The organism is Bacillus sp. FSL K6-0268 (genome assembly GCF_038005425.1).
GTDB lineage: Bacteria > Bacillota > Bacilli > Bacillales > Bacillaceae_G > Bacillus_A > Bacillus_A thuringiensis_S.
In genome coordinates, this window is the sequence record NZ_JBBOTF010000001.1 from 4,432,076 (window position 1) to 4,448,461 (window position 16,386).

Genomic DNA, 16,386 nt, shown 5'->3' on the forward strand with positions numbered 1-16,386 from the left:
AAATACATGTTTCCTGTTCGAAAACATGAAAAAGAACACACTCCGATAAGAGAAAGAATCTATATGAAATAGAAACATTCTCTTACGAAAGAGTGGTATTCCAAGGAACCGTTCCGGTTTTTAACACCTGACTTATCGCTTGTAATACTGATTGATTTTGTTTTTTCATGGTGCTCATAAAACTACGTATGTGGCAAAATGATTCTGCACCTTCCTTACTTCGAAACGTCCCAGACACTTTTTGTTTGACTTTCGTCATCCGAATATCTCGCTCCGCTTGATTGTTATCAAATGGAATATCTGGACTTTCTAAGAACGCTAGAATTCTGTCCGCATACTTAGCAAAGCGATTCCATAAATTTTGAGAAGGCGTCTGTTTTCTTTTCTTTTTTTGTTCTGCAGAAGGCACCTGTTTGCCTTTCAATATGGCCTGGTATGCGGCAAACAGATTCTTTTTCTCTATTTCTGGAATATTTCCCTTGTATTGCTTTTTTATTGTCAAAGCTTGTGTAAGGAATTCTTTCATTTGTTGTGCCCATGTTTCTCCGGTACTATCTATAATCCCTTGCAAATCTCGCAAGAGATGGGCATTACATAAAACATGACGACAATCTGTATACACATCATACGGTTTCCACCCATCATGCATAGCAATTCCAGAAAAAGAAGGCAAGATTTCACCTGCATCCATCGCTTCTTTTCCGCGTTTTTCATGAATATGTTGAAATGTCACCTCCGGTGTACTCGCAGTATGTAACCATTGTGTTTTATTTTCTACTCGCATACCGGTTTCATCAAAATGGACAACAGAAGACTGCAGAATCTGTTCTTTTACTTCTTCGAGAAACGGCCGCAATTGAGCAGAAAAAGCATGGGTATGATTGACTAACGTCCCTTCGCTTATCGAATGTCCAAAACAATCTTGAAAGAATTCTTTTGTTCGTTTCAAAGAAAGGCATTGATAATGTGTTAAATAAGGAATCAGTGTTTTTATATTTGGACCATATTGAACAGGACGAGAGACAGTAGAGGGAAACTGGGATTCTTGGATAGAATGGCAATGTGGGCACTCTTTTTGTTCCACTTTATGTTCTGTGACTTCTATCAGGATAGGTGGTAAATCATACACTTGGCGAATGCGGTATCCTTTTACAGGTTCATGTTTTAAGGACGTGTGACAACAAATACAATGCGTAGGAGAATAGGTAATCATATTGTCAGGAGTCGTTGTCAAATGAAGTGTATGTCCTTTGTGGCCCAACTGGCCACCGGTTTGACGCTGGGATGATTTTCGCAAACTTTTTGTAATAGGCTTACGAAAACCATCTGTAGAGGGTGGTTTATGACTATTTGTAGAGTTTTTTTTTGAACGATTTTCTAATTCTTCTATACGCTCTTTTAAATTCTGTATTTGACTTTCTAATTGATGAACAAAATCGTAAATAGCTTGAGGTCCCTTTTGATAGACAGCTAGAATTTCTTGTTTTTTCAACATAAATACCACCTCCTTGTCTGATATATCTAGTATTCACACAAAAAGTACATATCAGACTAGTAAATGAAAAAAGCCTCCGTGAGGAAGCTGAGTAGTTACGTTTGAAGATGGTTTAGGTTTATGGCTTTACTTTTTGATGGTAGTATTGTTTTGCATTGGAATATACTTTATGAAATGGAAGAATGTTTTTGCGGTAAAGTATATTATTCTAATTGGCTATAATGTATTAGATTGTATCCACAACATTATGATTTATTATGGTAGCGATGCGGAATTTGACGGTGGAAATATAGTAGAAGTATTTTTTATTTTGTTTGCACCAATCTTTGTGAATAAAAGATATTTCTGGTTAGTTCCAGCGATACTTGTCGGGAAGTACGCTTTTACAGGAATCATTATTCAATCTTCTCTCGTTTTAATCCCAATGGCATTATATAGTGTATTTACTATTATATGTTGGATTATATTTTTGAGGGTTCAGTCTTACGTTCGTACGCTTGAGATGATGGACAAAGAAATAAAACAAACAGAAAAACTAGCAGCTGTTGGAAAGATGGCAACGGTTATTGGTTATAAGATTAGAAGACCTTTAGCAAACTTAAAAAAACTTGTGAATAAACAAGCAGACAAGCATCCAGAGGATAAAATTTATAGTGATATTATGAAACAAGAAGTAGATCGGATTCATATAATTGCTACAGAACTTAGTGGATTTGAGAAATCTAAATCACTAGAATCAGAAACTCATAACATACAAGAAATTATCTCTTATGTTATTCGAGTTATGGAAAAGCCTGCTTTAAAACAAGGAGTCCACATACAAGGTATTTACAGTAAAGACTTACCATCAATTACATGTGATGAAAAACGATTAAAACAGGTCTTTTTTAATTTAATTAAAAATGCAATTGAAGCAATGTCAGTTGGCGGAACAATTACGATTAAAGTTACTGTAAAAGAAGGAATCATCGTTCAAGTGAAAGATGAGGGATGCGGCATTCCGAAAGATAAAATTCCAAAGTTAAACGAAGCCTTTTATACAACGAAAGAAACAGGAACTGGTCTAGGTTTAGTAGTTACAGAAAAAATTATTAAAGATCACAACGGTAAAATGAGTTTTGAAAGTGAAGTTGGGGTTGGAACGACGGTTGAGGTTATGTTACCACTGCATTAACTACAAAAAACATCACTTATTTGGAAGTGATGTTTTTTTATTTTATCCCGCTATTTGCCGGGCAGCCCGATTGGTGAGGGCTGATTAAAGTTTCACTTTATCTATAAAGAATGTATGATGTGTTTTTAATATCAAAATGTTTTTTGAAAGTTTTCATTATGGATTTTCCGGGGGGAATTTAGACTATAAAAATTAATTATTTTTTTCTAAAAAAACTATTTTCTTTTTTGGGTTTTAATGGTATATTCAAAACACGATAAATAAATTCCTATATTTGGCACACTATTCGAAAGGATAGGTCGCAAAGCTAAGAGTCTAAAGTAATGAAAATTACTATGATAGTCTGGTTGCAGTTTGGATTTTCACACATAGTTGTATGTATGAAAATCGAAGAGGCAACTGGACTTTTTGTTTTCTTAAAAAAAAATAAATGGGCACACTGTTCGAAAGAATAGGTCGCAAAGCTAAGAGTCTAAGGTAATGAAAATTACTATGATAGTCTGGTTGCAGTTTGGATTTTCACACATAGTTGTGTGTATGAAAATCGAAGAGGCAACTGGACTTTTTGTTGTCTCAAAAAAAATAAATAGGCACACTGTTCGAAAGGATAGGTCGCAAAGCTAAGAGTCTAAGGTAATGAAAATTACTATGATAGTCTGGTTGCAGTTTGGATTTTCACACATGTTGTGATATATGAAAATCGAAAAGGCAACCAGGCTTTTTATTTTTTCAGAATACACATTATGATTGTAAATTTAGTCGATTAATACATTTAATGTTCGGAATATTCGGTGCATAAAAAGCGAGGGAGGGAAGTACATTGCAAAATCAAATAGGGAAATTTGGGCGTATACTTCTCGCTGGAGGAATATTATTTACACAAGTTGGTGTGCTAGACTACTCTGCAACGAAAGTTTATGCGGTTACAAATGACGAGCAAGGACGTTTTATCGTTCATATGGATAAACAAGAAATAAAAGTTGATGAAAATGTAGTATTAAAGATTACAAATACAAATAAACAAGATGCTAATATCGAGCTGAAATTATCTAATGAGCAGCTCTTTAATGAAGAAGAAACGAAAAAAATGAATGAAAATAATAAAGCGATTCAAAACATTTCAGTAACAGAAGATCACATTGTAAAAATTGAAAAGAATGAACAAAGTAATTTTATCGGTGACGTATATGTAGTCATTCAAATGAAAAAAGCTGGAGAGTACAAATTTGAACCGATAGTGAAGTTTGAAGGGAATGAAAAGAAAATTGAATCTCCTTCTCTACATGTTGTAGAGAAAAAAGAGGCTTTAAATGTAGCTATTTCTGATGAAAATCCAAAGGCTTCAGAGGAAGTTGTGAAAAAAGAAAAAAATGAAAAAGTAAAAGTATCGGAAGAAAATAAAAAACAAGAAATAAAGCCTACTAATGCTGAAGTTCCAAAAGAAACGAATACTTTAGAGAAAGAAAAGGTTAATGAAGAACTCGTATCAAAGGAAAATGAATTAAAAGAGAGCAATAAGGTAAACGAAAATAATCAGGAATTACCTGCTATTCAAGCTGAGAAGGTATTAAAGAGCCAATCTCTACTAGCTGCTAGTCCTGTTACAAGTATTCTTAGATATCCAAATGTAAAGGTAATAAATAATAGAACAGGTGAAGGGCCTTCTATCCCGGGTAAATATGCTTTTAGATTTGTTTGGAGCCCACAAGTAACATATGAGGTAAAGGGTAGTAGCAATGACAGAACTGGTCAAAGTCAATATACATTTAGAAATTCAAATAGAGAACAGTACGTATTAGTAAAAAAAGCTGGTGAATATCAAGGGAAATGGATTGATGTCCGTATTAATATTCACTCTATGACAGCTTCATCTGTAGATGTTAAAACACCAATAACTAAAGGTGATGCAAAAAACTTTTTACAATTATATGGGAACGGAAGGTCAGGACAAACTTATAATGCTTCCTTTGAATTTTATGAACACGGAACAAGTAAAAAAGTACCATTAACGGCAATGTGGAATTTCAAAAGGATAAATAGTTATAAAAATGTAACGTTACGTAATGATGGTAGTCATTTAACGAATTTATACGTGTATGATACGAGTTCAATTAGGTATCAAGACAAAGGGAATAATAAAATAGAGTTTTCTGGAACAGCAGGCCCAGTAGCTACTCCAGAAGCAGATATGACAATTACATTTGATAATTTAACAGAATTACCGCTAGAAGTTAGATTAAATGCTTCAGGTGTTAATGTATCATACGACCAATTAGCGATTGCACAAATTGAAATTCCAGCTCCAAGTGTAATAGGAGATATCGTGGAAGATAATTCCCGTCAACTTTCTTATAAGGTATATCAAAATATGCCTGCTCAATCGAAAGATATTCACTATGCGAAATCTTTTGTATTAGAAAGTGAAGTGAATAAGGATTTTACTGTGAATGATGTTTCCATTCAAGATGTGGAAAGTGGAGATGATGTAAGTAGCTTCTTTGATATTAGCAGGAAAAACAATAAGGTCACTGCGGTTGCGAAAGCAAATGCGCTAAAAACAGAAGAATTCAACGGGAAAATTTACGAGATGACAATTACAGGTTCTCCTGTAAAAGGTGCTGATGTAATGAAATATTATAAAGATGGTTATCTTGAAATACCGGTGTCAGCTAAAAACTATTTAGATGACGATAAGAATGGGCAAGATAGTAATCGAGATGGAATCGCAAAAATAAGGTATAAAGGTATTCCGACTGGGAAACCAGTCCCACAAAAAGTAGTGCAAGGAACAGATTTAACAAAAATGGATATTTCTAAATTTGTGACAGATTTATCTGTAGATACGAATTTGGATGTAGATAAACCAATATCAGTAATGAAGTTAATCAATATTCCGGATACAAAAACAATAGGGAATCATACTGTAACGGTTGTAATTGAAACGAAGCAAGGTGTACAAGCGGAGATTCAAGTACCGGTTACTGTCGTTGATGGGACTTTAAAGTTAGTAGACGTACCAAAAGAAATTACCTTTGGAGATGTAACAATTCCATCGAAAACAACGACATACACACCGAAGGCGATTTCAAATTCTTTAAAGGTAACCGATAATCGTGTTAAAAAGCAAAAATGGAGTGTATATGTAAAGGAAATTACACCATTAACTTCAGCGCAAAATGACACATTGACGGGAGCATTGATTTACAAACGAAATGGAAAGGATACACCTTTAAGTAATTCTAGTATAGAAGCATTCTCGTATACTTCTAAAAACGACGAGGAGGTTTCATTAAATTGGAAGGAAAACGAGGGAATTCATTTACAAGTAAAACCAGGGCCGAATGTCAAAGCAAATACAAAATATGCTGGACAGCTAGAATGGACATTAACCGATGCTCCTCTCTAAAAATATATGAAATATATAAATTTTAGAAAGGAGAGAGTAATGAAAAAAATAGTTGGTATTATCGTTTCCACAGTTATATGTGTGCCGTTTCTTATGGCAAATGTAGTAACGGCTACAAGTACGAATTCAAAAGCGGGTATTACATTTTCGAATAGCTATACACCAAATACATCAACTGATCCGACAAAGATAAATACAAAAAAAGAGACATTTGATAAAAATAAAAATGGAGATAAATATTTACCGAAAACAGGAGGCCAGACACGGGACTTCAAACAATATATAGGATTGTTTTCGATTGTTTTATCTCTATATGTATTCAAAAGAATTAGGGGAAAGCAAGTGTATTCAAAATAAAAAATAGATGAAAACAGAGAAAAGGGGAAGGTACATATGAAACTAGCAAAATTAGCATTAATCGGTGCAGTATCATTAACATCAGTTGCAGCAGTAGGAACTTCAGCATTTGCGGAAGAGAAAGCAAATATGAAATCAAAAACCGATGTAACGTTTATTGAAGATACAAGCACAACAGATCCAAACAATCCAGAAAATCCAAATGAAAAAGTTACACCAGAGAACCCTGATGACCATGAAAAAGGAACAAAAGGTCCATTAAGTATTAACTACGTTTCTAACTTACACTTCGGCGAGCAAGTTATCTCTGGTAATGATCAAACGTACTTTGCAAAATTGGATAAAGTGAAACAAGGGAGCAAAACAGTTGAAGTACCTAACTTCGTATCTGTAACAGATAACCGTGGTACAAATGCAGGATGGAAATTGAAAGTAAAGCAAAATGCACAATTTAAAAGTGGTAATAGTGAGTTAACAAATGCAGCTTTAAGCTTAAGTAACCCAGCTGTAAATTCTGTAACTGATGCACAATATGCACCTACAACATTTAAAAATAAAGTAACGCTAGCTCCAGGTGGAGATGCGGTGGAAATTACTACTGCCGCAAAGAATAAAGGTATGGGTGATTGGACGACTGCATTTGGTAAAGGAACAGAACAAGGTAAACAGAGTGTGAGCTTATTCGTACCAGGTACGACGGCGAAAGAAAAAGGTGCGAAATATTCAGCTGAGTTAACTTGGACTTTAGAAGATACACCAAACTAAGCTTATACAAGATTGAAAATTAAGAATGACTGAATTTTAAAAAATGATTATAAAGGGGTATAAAACTATGAAACTAGCAAAAATAGCATTAATTGGAGCGGTAACATTATCATCAGTATCAGTAGGGACGTCTGCATTTGCAGCTGAGAAAGATGGCGGGAAATTAGACTCAAAAGCATTTATTAAATTCGAGAAAAATACAGATAAAATTGATGTTGTTAATCCAGAGAATCCAGATGAAACTGTAGATCCAGTTGATCCAGATAAAAAAGGTACAGATGGTCCACTAAGTATTGATTATGTATCTAACTTCAACTTTAAAACACAAAAAGCATCAGGGAATAACGAAATCTACTTTGCAGAATTAGATAAAGTAAAGAAAAAAGTAGACGGTTCTGTAATTGACGTGCCGAACTACGTTCAAGTAACAGATAATCGTGGTACAAATGCTGGATGGCATTTAACAGTAAAACAAAATGGTCAATTCAAAACTGCAGATGATAAAGCGTTGGATGGTGCAGCATTAACATTAAAAAATTCAGCTTTGAAATCAAACGCAGGTAGCGACGCACCAACAGCAGAACAATCTATCACATTAAATCCAAGTGGTGCAGCATCTGATTTAATCGATGCAAAAGAAAACCAAGGTATGGGTACATGGGTAAATACGTTTGGTAAAGATGCAACAGAAGCGAAACAAAGCGTAGAGTTATCTGTACCAGGTAAAACGAAAAAAGAACAAACACAATATACAACTTCACTAACTTGGGAACTAACAGACGCTCCTATGTAAGTAAGAGGAATTTTAAGATAAAAGAGGAAAATGAGAAGAGATAAGGGAATGGCTTTAACCTTATCTCTTTCTTGTCTATAAAATGGATATGAAGGGGACTACATAAGAGATGGTAAAAAAACTATTTACTAGCTTACTATTAATTACATTCTTCATGGTAAACGCTTTTTCAGTATATGCGGCTGAAATGAAATTCGCTGTGACAGCAGTTATACCAGAAAATCAAATTGATAAAAATCAAACGTATTTTGATTTGAAAATGCAACCTGGACAAAAGCAAACAATTCAAGTCCAAATGAAAAATGATACGAATAAAGAAGTTGTGGTAGAATCGTTTGCTAATACAGCAATTACGAATAGCAATGGTATTACAGATTATAGTACAGTAGAACCAAAAACGGATTCTACTTTGAAATATCCGTTTTCTAAAATTGCTAAAATGCCAAAAGAAACGAAAGTCCCAGCTAACAGCATAGTGACAGTTGATATAAACTTGGAAATGCCAAGTGAGTCGTTTGATGGTGTTATTTTAGGTGGTTTATACTTTAAAGAAAAAGAAGATGAGAATGCAAAGAAAAAAGATGAAGGTGTGCAAATTGAAAATAAATATGCATACGCAATTGGCGTTGTTTTAAAAGAGACGGATGCTGAAGTAAAACCAGACATGAAATTAAACGAAGTAAAGCCAACACAAATTAACGGGCGTAACGTTGTTACTGCAAATTTACAAAACGTAAAGCCAGCAATGTTAAAAAATTTAAGTGTTGATGCAAAGGTATATAAAGAAAAAGGTACAGACGTTTTATTTGAAGCGAAAAAAGAAAATTTAAGAATGGCGCCAAACTCAAACTTTGATTACGCTATTAGCTGGGAAAACAAAGCGTTTGATCCAGGAATGTACCGAGTAGAAGTGAAAGCCACTGATGGCGATCAAAAGTGGGAATGGACGAAGAAATTTACAATTGAAGGAAAGACAGCCGATAAGTTAAATGATACAGCGGTAGAAGCGAAAAAAGACTACACGCTATATTACATTATCGGCGGAGTACTACTGGTAATTATATTATTAGTTCTTGTGTTCTTCTTAGGTAGACGTTCTAAAAAAGAGGACGATAACGAAAAATAATATATTGATAGTGTAAAAAGAAAATAATGGATGTTTTACTATGAAAAATATATAATGGCTTTGTCTGTTATTTGTTGTAGTTCATTTATATTTCTATTTGTTGACCCGAATCTCGGGTCTTTTTTTATGGAATGAATTGCTATATATCAGTAATGAGAAAAACAGAGTATACAGCACTTGCAGTAATTCCAGGGGTAATATAAAGGGATATAGCATCTCCTCTGACAATTGGGTTTCCAGTTGTAATACTAGTCCAAGTTACAGTAGCGGGACCTACTGCTGGAGTAGGATTAAATACTTGAATTTGTCCTGCTCCGCTATCCGTTGGTTTAATAGAAAATACCATAGTTCCGGTAATTTTGTCAGTAGTAGTTAAGGTAATAGTAGATAGGATGTAGCTAGAAGTAGGGGATGTGAGGTTTGTTGGGACATTTCTGCAAATATTAATCGTATAAACAGCAGCAGGTAAATTATTTATATTTATAGACGCAGAAAAGCCAACTATACTACCGGCTCCAGCAGTGACATATGGGATAACATTGGAGTCAATTCCAGGAGAACCCGCTATACGTTGAAAACCAGCATTTGTTCCCTGAAAAACAATACTTTTTGCTGAAGCACTACCGGCAGATCCCATGGGTCCGGTGTTCCCCGTAGGTCCGGTACTACCGGTAGGTCCACTTTCTACTAATATGATATAATCCGGAGATACATTTGGAAATCCTTGAGGTGCATCCTTTTTTACAACATAGCCACTGCCCGTATAAGTGACAACTTGTCCTTTTTTATAGTTGGGGGCCGCTGCTAGACTGAAGGTGGTAGTACTTTGGAAACCAGCTCCAGAAGGTCCAGCACTACCAGTAGGTCCGGTAGCCCCAGTAGGCCCGGAAGGTCCAGTACTTCCGGTAGCCCCGGTGCTACCAGTGGGCCCAGTGTTTCCGTTAGAACCACCACTATTGCGTCTGCCATCGCAACTAAAACAATTACGTTGATACATGTACGTTCTCCTTTCTATATTTTGAAAATCTAGTTTTAAAAATAGAACTACTATATGTATATTACGGATTCTATATTTTTGTGTGGCTGATCGTATTTTGTGTCTAGATTTCAAAAATAGCGGTAGGAGAATTAAGTAGTGTTAGAGCCACCATTTCTCCTGCGGAAGTAAAATAACATCCACATCAAAATTCTCTTTAAACCAATCATACATCAATGTCTCTTTCACTAAATATTCAGAGGCAGAGTGTGACACCCCAATTAGAGACATATTCGTTTCTTTTACATAATCCATAATGAGCGAGTATTTATGTCGCCCGTAATCATTGTCGATATGGCAATGGATTTCTCCTGTAATATATGCTTCGGCACCTTTTTTTTCTGCTTCCTTCATTAAAGATACAACATCGCCACATCCAGCGATAATTGCGATTTTTTTGATGGAATCATGTCGTTTACCTTCGAAGTCTGTGTAAGGGATCTGGAAGAGTTGTTTTAGATGTTTTTGGAGTGCTTCTGTTGATGTTTCATCTATTTCACAAATAAGGCCAACTGGTTCTTGTTCTGGACCTCCATATGCAAAGTCGTCCACTACAGTAGCGTTTAATGCTTTTGCAATTGAAATACTCGTTCCATGCGTTTGATGAAAATCCATTGGTACGTGACATGTATATATAGAAAGTTGTTTTTCTTTTATTCCTTGCAAATATTTTTCAGGAATTGGTATGAAACCGCGGCCTGATCTTCCAATTGGATCACCGCACTCCATTACAAGGGGATGGTGCATAAAGAGTAAATCACCGGGTGTGGATTGTGAAATGAATGTTTCAAGAACGTCATCTGTAGGGAATACAGCTAAAAATACTTTGTTTACATTTTCAGATCCGTGCATCATAAGGCCGTTAAATAAATCTACAAAATTTGCTTCGAAAAATTGTTGCCAAGGAAATTTGATAGGATCATATACGGCTGGGATAAATCGACTAAAGGCACTATCTTTTCCGTATTTTTCAATTTGAAATAAGTGATCGAGTGATTGCTCTATTTTTTTTAAGGCTGGCATGTTTAATAATCCTCCTTAAGATGATTCTTGCTTTATGAGTTGTTTGTATTCTTCGTAGCGAAATAAGAAGCGATAGGAAACAAATAAAGCCTAGAATCCAGCCGATAGAAGGAGAATAGGGAAGTACATGCTGTAATAGCATTTCGCTAGAAATGAAGAAACTACCAAATAGACTTAATAAAATAGGATATCGTTGTAGTTTGAACACGGATAGCAAACCTCCTTTCTCCTGTATGAACTACTCATAAAAGCTCGATTGCTGAAACTTTATCACATACATTGTATATTAGTCTTAATTTTCTGTATATAAATTTTAAGAAAAATGGTGATACAATATATGAATGATAAGAGAAGAGAGGATGAAGATTAACATATGTACGTTACTGTAACAGAAGCAGCATATAAAAAGATTATGGATACGATTCCAAGTGAAGCGAAATATATAAAGTTATTTTACGATAATGAGGGTTGCGGTTGTGTCATGAGCGGAATCATCGATTTAGTAGCTGTAGCAGAGAAAGATGAGCGCGATGTGGATATTGAATCAAGCACAATGAATTTTATCGCTGATCGTACAAAGCTTGTATTTATGGACGATAAGTTAACGGTTGATTGGCATGAAGGTGGAGGAACTTTTCAGTTGAAGAGCCCAAGCCAGTTTTATAATCCAAATATGAAATTACACGTTCGAGTATAGTAAAGGAAAGGTGATTCCAAAATGTATTTTGGAATCACCTTTTTTTATTTTATAAGTCGATATATTTGGGAAGTCGCCGATATAAATGGAGTTGCGCCAATATAATTTCATTTACCAAAACGTTTCATATTATAAAAAGTTTTTTCACATAATGAAATGTACACATGATTGAATTTTCTGTATAATTTTCTTTGCGGAGGGGATACGCATGAGAAGATGGGGAATTGAGTTATTAATTTTAAGTGTTGTTATTATTTGGGGGATTAACTATACAATTGCGAAGTATGGACTTTTAGAATTTACAACAATTGAGTTTACCGCACTTCGTATGATGGCGGCGGCACCGCTCCTGTTACTTCTTACTTTTTTTATTGAAAAGTCGGTTTATATGGAGCGAAAGGATATACCTAGATTAATCATCGTTAGCGTTGTAGGTATTGTACTGTATCAAACGTTATTTATGGAAACTGTCAAATATACATCCGCTACAAATGCCTCTTTACTCATTTCTATTTCACCTATTTTTACAACTGTATTTGCGATTTTTCTGAAACAAGAAAAGTTTTCTTCTCGAAAGCTCATAGGTTCTATCATTGCCTTTAGTGGTGCAGCATTAGTTTTAGTAGCAGGACATTCACTTGCTAGTTCTTTTTATGGCAATGGAATTGGACTTATTACATCAATATGCTGGGGGCTTTATCCTGTTTTAGCAGGACCATTAATTAAAAAATATTCAGCACTACGTGTTACCGCATGGTCAGCCTTAGTTGGCGCGATTCCGCTTTTATTGTTAAGTGGACCATATGTATTTATAATGCCATTTCACATTACACACGGAATGACACTATTCGCCTTACTATATTCCATTTTCTTTGTAACAGTATTCGGCTTAGTCATGTGGTATGTTGGTGTTCAAAAAATTGGGGCGTCACATACGATGGTATATATGTATATAACGCCGCTTGTAGCTGTTTTATTTGCAGCTGTCTGGGCAAATGAATATGTATCGTTTCAACAAATCATCGGTGGAATTATCATTTTTGTCGGTTTATGGTTTGTGAAATCGGAGAAAGTAAAAGTTCATTCTATTGCAGGGGAACCTATATCAAAATAGGAAAACAGATCACCTATGATCTGCTTTCCTATTTTTTTATTTTTGGTAAGAAGATGAGAAATAAGATAGCAGTAATAAGTGGAATTAAGTTTAAAAATGGAATACGGAAGAGTGTAATAAGAATAATACCTGGAAGAAGAACACCGAGGACAGCGTAAAAAATGCTATGGTTTTTCGTGTACCAATACAATGAAAGTCCGATAAGTGCAGGGATAATGAGGTGAATGAGAGCCATTAAAAAATAAATCATTAGACGCCCCCTTTATTTGTGTGCTTATTACATCATATCCGTATGTTCATAGATTGATATCATTTTTTTCATAAATGGACGAAAAAAGTTTGGAAAACCGTCACAAAATATGAGAATATGATGTTCGAAATCTTGTATAATATTATTTCCTAAAAACATTTAAACAACATAAACATACGGTTTATGTTGTTTTTAATTTGAGTGAAATGGATGTAAGGAATATGAATTTGAAAGAAATTTTTTGTTGAATAGATAAGAACGAATGAAGAGAGGTACAGCATGATTAGTATGTCACTAAGATCATTTAAAATCCAATCGTATTATATACTAGGTATTTTGTTACTAGGTTGGATGTTAACACCGTTTTCAGCACACTTTTTAGGCGCTGGAATTGGGCTTATTGTAAGTATGTATTGCGTTTGGCTTTTAGGGAGAAGAATTGAGAAGCTTGGAGATAGTATTGTAAAGAAGACGAAAGCACCGACACTCGGTATGTTTAACCGTTTTGCAGCTGCCATTTTGGGTGCTATTATTATGTACGAAATTGAGCACCACATGGTTATGTGGGCATTTGCAGTAGGGATTATGGGTGGTTATTTCTTAATCGTTGTGAATTTAGGATACTATAGCATGAAAGATGAGAAAGAATTAACGAAGAGCTAAAAAAGATAAAAAGATAAAAAACCTCTTTTGGATGGAATAGAGGATCCAGCGAGGGATAGAAGCGGTCAGAGCCTCTTTTAGCCTCATGCGATGTGAAACCAGAGAGATGTAATGAGTAGGGATATAATTTATATGTTCGAAACCGTGATTTGTCCCTGTGGAAATAGGTTTACTCTGGGATAAGTGATTCAGTGATGGATAGTACAACAGGAAGCGAAACTTTGCCTGAAATGCAGGTTTCTGCTTCTAATAAGTTAACATGAAATCACGTATTAGTAGGACTTTTATGTTCTTTAAAAAATTTGGATATAATACAACAAATTATTCCGATAATTAGAATAATATATTTTATCGTTTCACTTGTATGCTCAAATAAATTAACGTTAAGCATTACAAGTCCCCAAAAAATTTGGATCGCTCCGTAAATGAATAAAATTTTTCCTGCACGAGAAAAATTTTTCATAGGCTTCACCCTTTCCTGTATATGTAAATTGTATCATAAAAAACTAAAAATGAATGAGTATAAAATGAATTTTCTGTAATTTATTGAACTAAGTCACAGATGAAGAGATTAACGTTTCACTTTATATAAGATATAAAAAGAAGCTTACGTAAAAACGTAAGCTTCTTTTTTATGTAAGTGTGTGTAACCGTTAAGCCGCATTGGGTTTTGTCGGTGAGTACGCGAAACTTTACGGTTACACGACACTTATTCATATGAGTAAAGGGTTATTCCAACAGAAAGTGTTAATTTAAGCGATTGGGCCGCCTAAGTTAATAATATCTTCAGAAACGCTTTCGAACTTTTTGAAGTTCTCTTTGAATTCATTTGCAAGCTCGATTGCTTTTGCTTTGTAAGCAGCTTTATCAGCCCAAGTTTGTTCAGGCATTAACACTTCGTCAGGTACACCTGGTACGTGAAGTGGAACTTCAAGACCGAAGATGTCATGTTTAGCTGTTTCAGTTTTTGCAAGTTCACCGCTTAATGCTGCTTGAATCATTGCACGAGTATAACCTAAGTTCATACGTTTACCAACGCCGTATTCGCCGCCAGTCCAGCCAGTGTTTACTAGGAATACTTTCGCATCGTGTTTCTCGATTTTTTCACCAAGCATTTCAGCGTAGCGAGATGCATCAAGTGGTAAGAATGGTGAACCGAAGCAAGTTGAGAATGTAGCTTGCGGAGATGTAACACCGCGCTCTGTTCCTGCTAGTTTACTAGTGTAACCACTTAAGAAATGATACATAGCTTGCTCTTTTGATAACTTACTGATTGGAGGCAATACGCCAGATGCATCAGCAGTTAAGAAAATAATAGTATTTGGGTGTCCAGCAACACTTGGCAGTACGATATTGTCGATCGCATGCATAGGGTATGCAGCACGAGTATTTTCTGTTAAAGTAGTATCGTTGTAGTCTGCGATACGCGTTTGGTTATTAATGATAACGTTTTCTAAAACGGATCCGAATTTGATTGCATCGAAAATTTGTGGTTCTTTCTCGTGAGAAAGGTTTACACATTTTGCATAGCAACCGCCTTCAATATTGAATACACCGTTATCAGACCAACCGTGCTCATCATCACCGATTAATTTACGGTTTGGATCAGCAGATAAAGTTGTTTTACCTGTTCCAGATAAACCGAAGAATAGTGCTACGTCACCTTCTTCACCTACGTTTGCAGAGCAATGCATAGAAAGAATATCTTGTTCAGGTAGTAAGAAGTTCATAATAGAGAAGATTGATTTTTTCATTTCTCCAGCGTATTCTGTACCACCAATTAGTACAATACGTTTTTCGAATGAAACCATAATGAATGCTTCAGAGTTTGTACCGTCAACAGCTGGATCAGCTTTGAAATTCGGTGCAGAAACAATTGTGAACCCTGACTCATGAGTTGTTAATTCTTCTTCAGTTGGACGAATGAATAATTGATGTACAAATAAATTGTGCCATGCATATTCATTAATAACTTGAATTGGTAGGCGGTAATTGCGGTCAGCGCCTGCAAATCCTTTGAAGACGAATAACTCTTCTTTTTCTTTTAAGTATTCTAAAACTTTAGTATATAATTTATTAAAATGTTCTTCAGAAATCGGTTGGTTCACAGCTCCCCAAGCAATTTTGTCAGCAACCGATGCTTCTTTCACAATAAATTTATCTTTAGGAGAACGTCCTGTATATTTTCCTGTTGAAGCAGAAACGGCACCAGTAGAAGTTAATTTCCCTTCATTTCGCATTAATACTTTTTCCACTAATTGCGGAACACTTAGTTGAATCTGTGCATTGCTTCCGTTCAATAATTCGTGTAAACCAATTTGGACATTCACAGTACTCATATTTATATACCATCCTTTTCATTTAATGAAATATTTCTCGTAATCCCCAACAAGAGTATAACACAATTATATAAATAATGTATACTATTTATTTCTTTTTGTTTGTGTGAATGTATTATTTCCCTATTAATATTTCATTTTAGGCGTA

The 16,386-nt window shown here is 35.0% G+C and carries 14 protein-coding genes, 1 pseudogene and 3 riboswitches; of the genes and pseudogenes, 9 read left to right on the forward strand and 6 right to left on the reverse strand.

The window, feature by feature from the left end:
• Positions 1-82 precede the first annotated feature (82 nt).
• A complete protein-coding gene (gene tnpC, locus MHI28_RS23100; RefSeq protein ID WP_197233369.1) occupies positions 83-1,495 on the reverse strand; it encodes an IS66 family transposase in 1,413 nt (470 codons plus the stop codon).
• 100 nt (positions 1,496-1,595) lie between these two features.
• Here tnpC and MHI28_RS23105 point away from each other — a divergent pair.
• The 6 genes and pseudogenes from MHI28_RS23105 to MHI28_RS23130 all read left to right on the forward strand — a co-directional run.
• Positions 1,596-2,669, forward strand: a pseudogene (locus tag MHI28_RS23105) (ATP-binding protein); the annotation flags it as partial.
• 266 nt (positions 2,670-2,935) lie between these two features.
• Positions 2,936-3,024, forward strand: a riboswitch (cyclic di-GMP riboswitch).
• A 68-nt stretch (positions 3,025-3,092) separates the two neighbouring features.
• Positions 3,093-3,181: riboswitch (cyclic di-GMP riboswitch) on the forward strand.
• Between the two features lie 67 nt (positions 3,182-3,248).
• Positions 3,249-3,337, forward strand: a riboswitch (cyclic di-GMP riboswitch).
• Between the two features lie 152 nt (positions 3,338-3,489).
• A complete protein-coding gene (locus tag MHI28_RS23110; RefSeq protein ID WP_001180906.1) occupies positions 3,490-6,075 on the forward strand; it encodes a WxL domain-containing protein in 2,586 nt (861 codons plus the stop codon).
• 39 nt (positions 6,076-6,114) lie between these two features.
• On the forward strand, positions 6,115-6,432 hold the full coding sequence (locus MHI28_RS23115; protein WP_000724869.1) for a hypothetical protein: 318 nt from the start codon (positions 6,115-6,117) through the stop codon (positions 6,430-6,432).
• 36 nt (positions 6,433-6,468) lie between these two features.
• A complete protein-coding gene (locus MHI28_RS23120) occupies positions 6,469-7,197 on the forward strand; it encodes a WxL domain-containing protein (RefSeq protein WP_000761529.1) in 729 nt (242 codons plus the stop codon).
• Positions 7,198-7,264: 67 nt separating this feature from the next.
• Positions 7,265-7,990: a WxL domain-containing protein gene (locus tag MHI28_RS23125; RefSeq protein ID WP_000761506.1), complete on the forward strand. Its 726-nt coding sequence runs from the start codon at positions 7,265-7,267 to the stop codon at positions 7,988-7,990.
• 109 nt (positions 7,991-8,099) lie between these two features.
• Entirely contained in the window at positions 8,100-9,116 is a 1,017-nt protein-coding gene (locus MHI28_RS23130; protein WP_000239426.1) for a DUF916 and DUF3324 domain-containing protein, read from the forward strand.
• Between the two features lie 139 nt (positions 9,117-9,255).
• On the opposite strand, the gene MHI28_RS23135 is transcribed toward MHI28_RS23130, so the two are convergent.
• Both MHI28_RS23135 and MHI28_RS23140 read right to left on the reverse strand, forming a co-directional pair.
• Complete coding sequence (locus tag MHI28_RS23135; protein WP_000284871.1) at positions 9,256-10,113, reverse strand: collagen-like protein; 858 nt, start codon at positions 10,111-10,113, stop codon at positions 9,256-9,258.
• Positions 10,114-10,254: 141 nt separating this feature from the next.
• Complete coding sequence (locus MHI28_RS23140) at positions 10,255-11,175, reverse strand: Nif3-like dinuclear metal center hexameric protein (RefSeq protein ID WP_001111119.1); 921 nt, start codon at positions 11,173-11,175, stop codon at positions 10,255-10,257.
• Between the two features lie 373 nt (positions 11,176-11,548).
• On the opposite strand from MHI28_RS23140, the gene MHI28_RS23145 reads away from it, so the two are divergent.
• Positions 11,549-11,872 carry an iron-sulfur cluster biosynthesis family protein gene (locus MHI28_RS23145; RefSeq protein WP_000289570.1) on the forward strand — a complete coding sequence of 108 codons (324 nt, stop codon included), beginning with the start codon at positions 11,549-11,551 and terminating at the stop codon, positions 11,870-11,872.
• Between the two features lie 208 nt (positions 11,873-12,080).
• Entirely contained in the window at positions 12,081-12,986 is a 906-nt protein-coding gene (locus MHI28_RS23150; RefSeq protein WP_001255422.1) for a DMT family transporter, read from the forward strand.
• A 28-nt stretch (positions 12,987-13,014) separates the two neighbouring features.
• Here MHI28_RS23150 and MHI28_RS23155 read toward each other — a convergent pair whose 3' ends face one another.
• Complete coding sequence (locus MHI28_RS23155; protein ID WP_000639042.1) at positions 13,015-13,236, reverse strand: hypothetical protein; 222 nt, start codon at positions 13,234-13,236, stop codon at positions 13,015-13,017.
• Positions 13,237-13,515: 279 nt separating this feature from the next.
• Between MHI28_RS23155 and MHI28_RS23160 the strand changes: the two genes are divergently transcribed.
• Positions 13,516-13,899 (forward strand): ATP synthase subunit I, encoded by a 384-nt coding sequence (locus tag MHI28_RS23160; RefSeq protein WP_000624926.1) that lies wholly within the window; start codon positions 13,516-13,518, stop codon positions 13,897-13,899.
• 265 nt (positions 13,900-14,164) lie between these two features.
• Here MHI28_RS23160 and MHI28_RS23165 read toward each other — a convergent pair whose 3' ends face one another.
• Both MHI28_RS23165 and pckA read right to left on the reverse strand, forming a co-directional pair.
• A complete protein-coding gene (locus MHI28_RS23165) occupies positions 14,165-14,362 on the reverse strand; it encodes a hypothetical protein (protein ID WP_000788101.1) in 198 nt (65 codons plus the stop codon).
• A gap of 289 nt (positions 14,363-14,651) precedes the next feature.
• Positions 14,652-16,238, reverse strand: coding sequence for a phosphoenolpyruvate carboxykinase (ATP) (gene pckA / locus MHI28_RS23170; protein WP_000108813.1), 1,587 nt, complete (start codon positions 16,236-16,238; stop codon positions 14,652-14,654).
• Positions 16,239-16,386 lie beyond the last annotated feature (148 nt).

Bases quoted from the DNA above. Each gene is read 5' to 3' on its own strand.
- tnpC (WP_197233369.1), bottom strand. From the start codon at position 1,495: ATGTTGAAAAAACAAGAAATTCTAGCTGTCTATCAAAAGGGACCTCAA.
- MHI28_RS23115 (WP_000724869.1), top strand. From the start codon at position 6,115: ATGAAAAAAATAGTTGGTATTATCGTTTCCACAGTTATATGTGTGCCG.
- MHI28_RS23120 (WP_000761529.1), top strand. From the start codon at position 6,469: ATGAAACTAGCAAAATTAGCATTAATCGGTGCAGTATCATTAACATCA.
- MHI28_RS23125 (WP_000761506.1), top strand. From the start codon at position 7,265: ATGAAACTAGCAAAAATAGCATTAATTGGAGCGGTAACATTATCATCA.
- MHI28_RS23130 (WP_000239426.1), top strand. From the start codon at position 8,100: ATGGTAAAAAAACTATTTACTAGCTTACTATTAATTACATTCTTCATG.
- MHI28_RS23135 (WP_000284871.1), bottom strand. From the start codon at position 10,113: ATGTATCAACGTAATTGTTTTAGTTGCGATGGCAGACGCAATAGTGGT.
- MHI28_RS23140 (WP_001111119.1), bottom strand. From the start codon at position 11,175: ATGCCAGCCTTAAAAAAAATAGAGCAATCACTCGATCACTTATTTCAA.
- MHI28_RS23145 (WP_000289570.1), top strand. From the start codon at position 11,549: ATGTACGTTACTGTAACAGAAGCAGCATATAAAAAGATTATGGATACG.
- MHI28_RS23150 (WP_001255422.1), top strand. From the start codon at position 12,081: ATGAGAAGATGGGGAATTGAGTTATTAATTTTAAGTGTTGTTATTATT.
- MHI28_RS23155 (WP_000639042.1), bottom strand. From the start codon at position 13,236: ATGATTTATTTTTTAATGGCTCTCATTCACCTCATTATCCCTGCACTT.
- MHI28_RS23160 (WP_000624926.1), top strand. From the start codon at position 13,516: ATGATTAGTATGTCACTAAGATCATTTAAAATCCAATCGTATTATATA.
- MHI28_RS23165 (WP_000788101.1), bottom strand. From the start codon at position 14,362: ATGAAAAATTTTTCTCGTGCAGGAAAAATTTTATTCATTTACGGAGCG.
- pckA (WP_000108813.1), bottom strand. From the start codon at position 16,238: ATGAGTACTGTGAATGTCCAAATTGGTTTACACGAATTATTGAACGGA.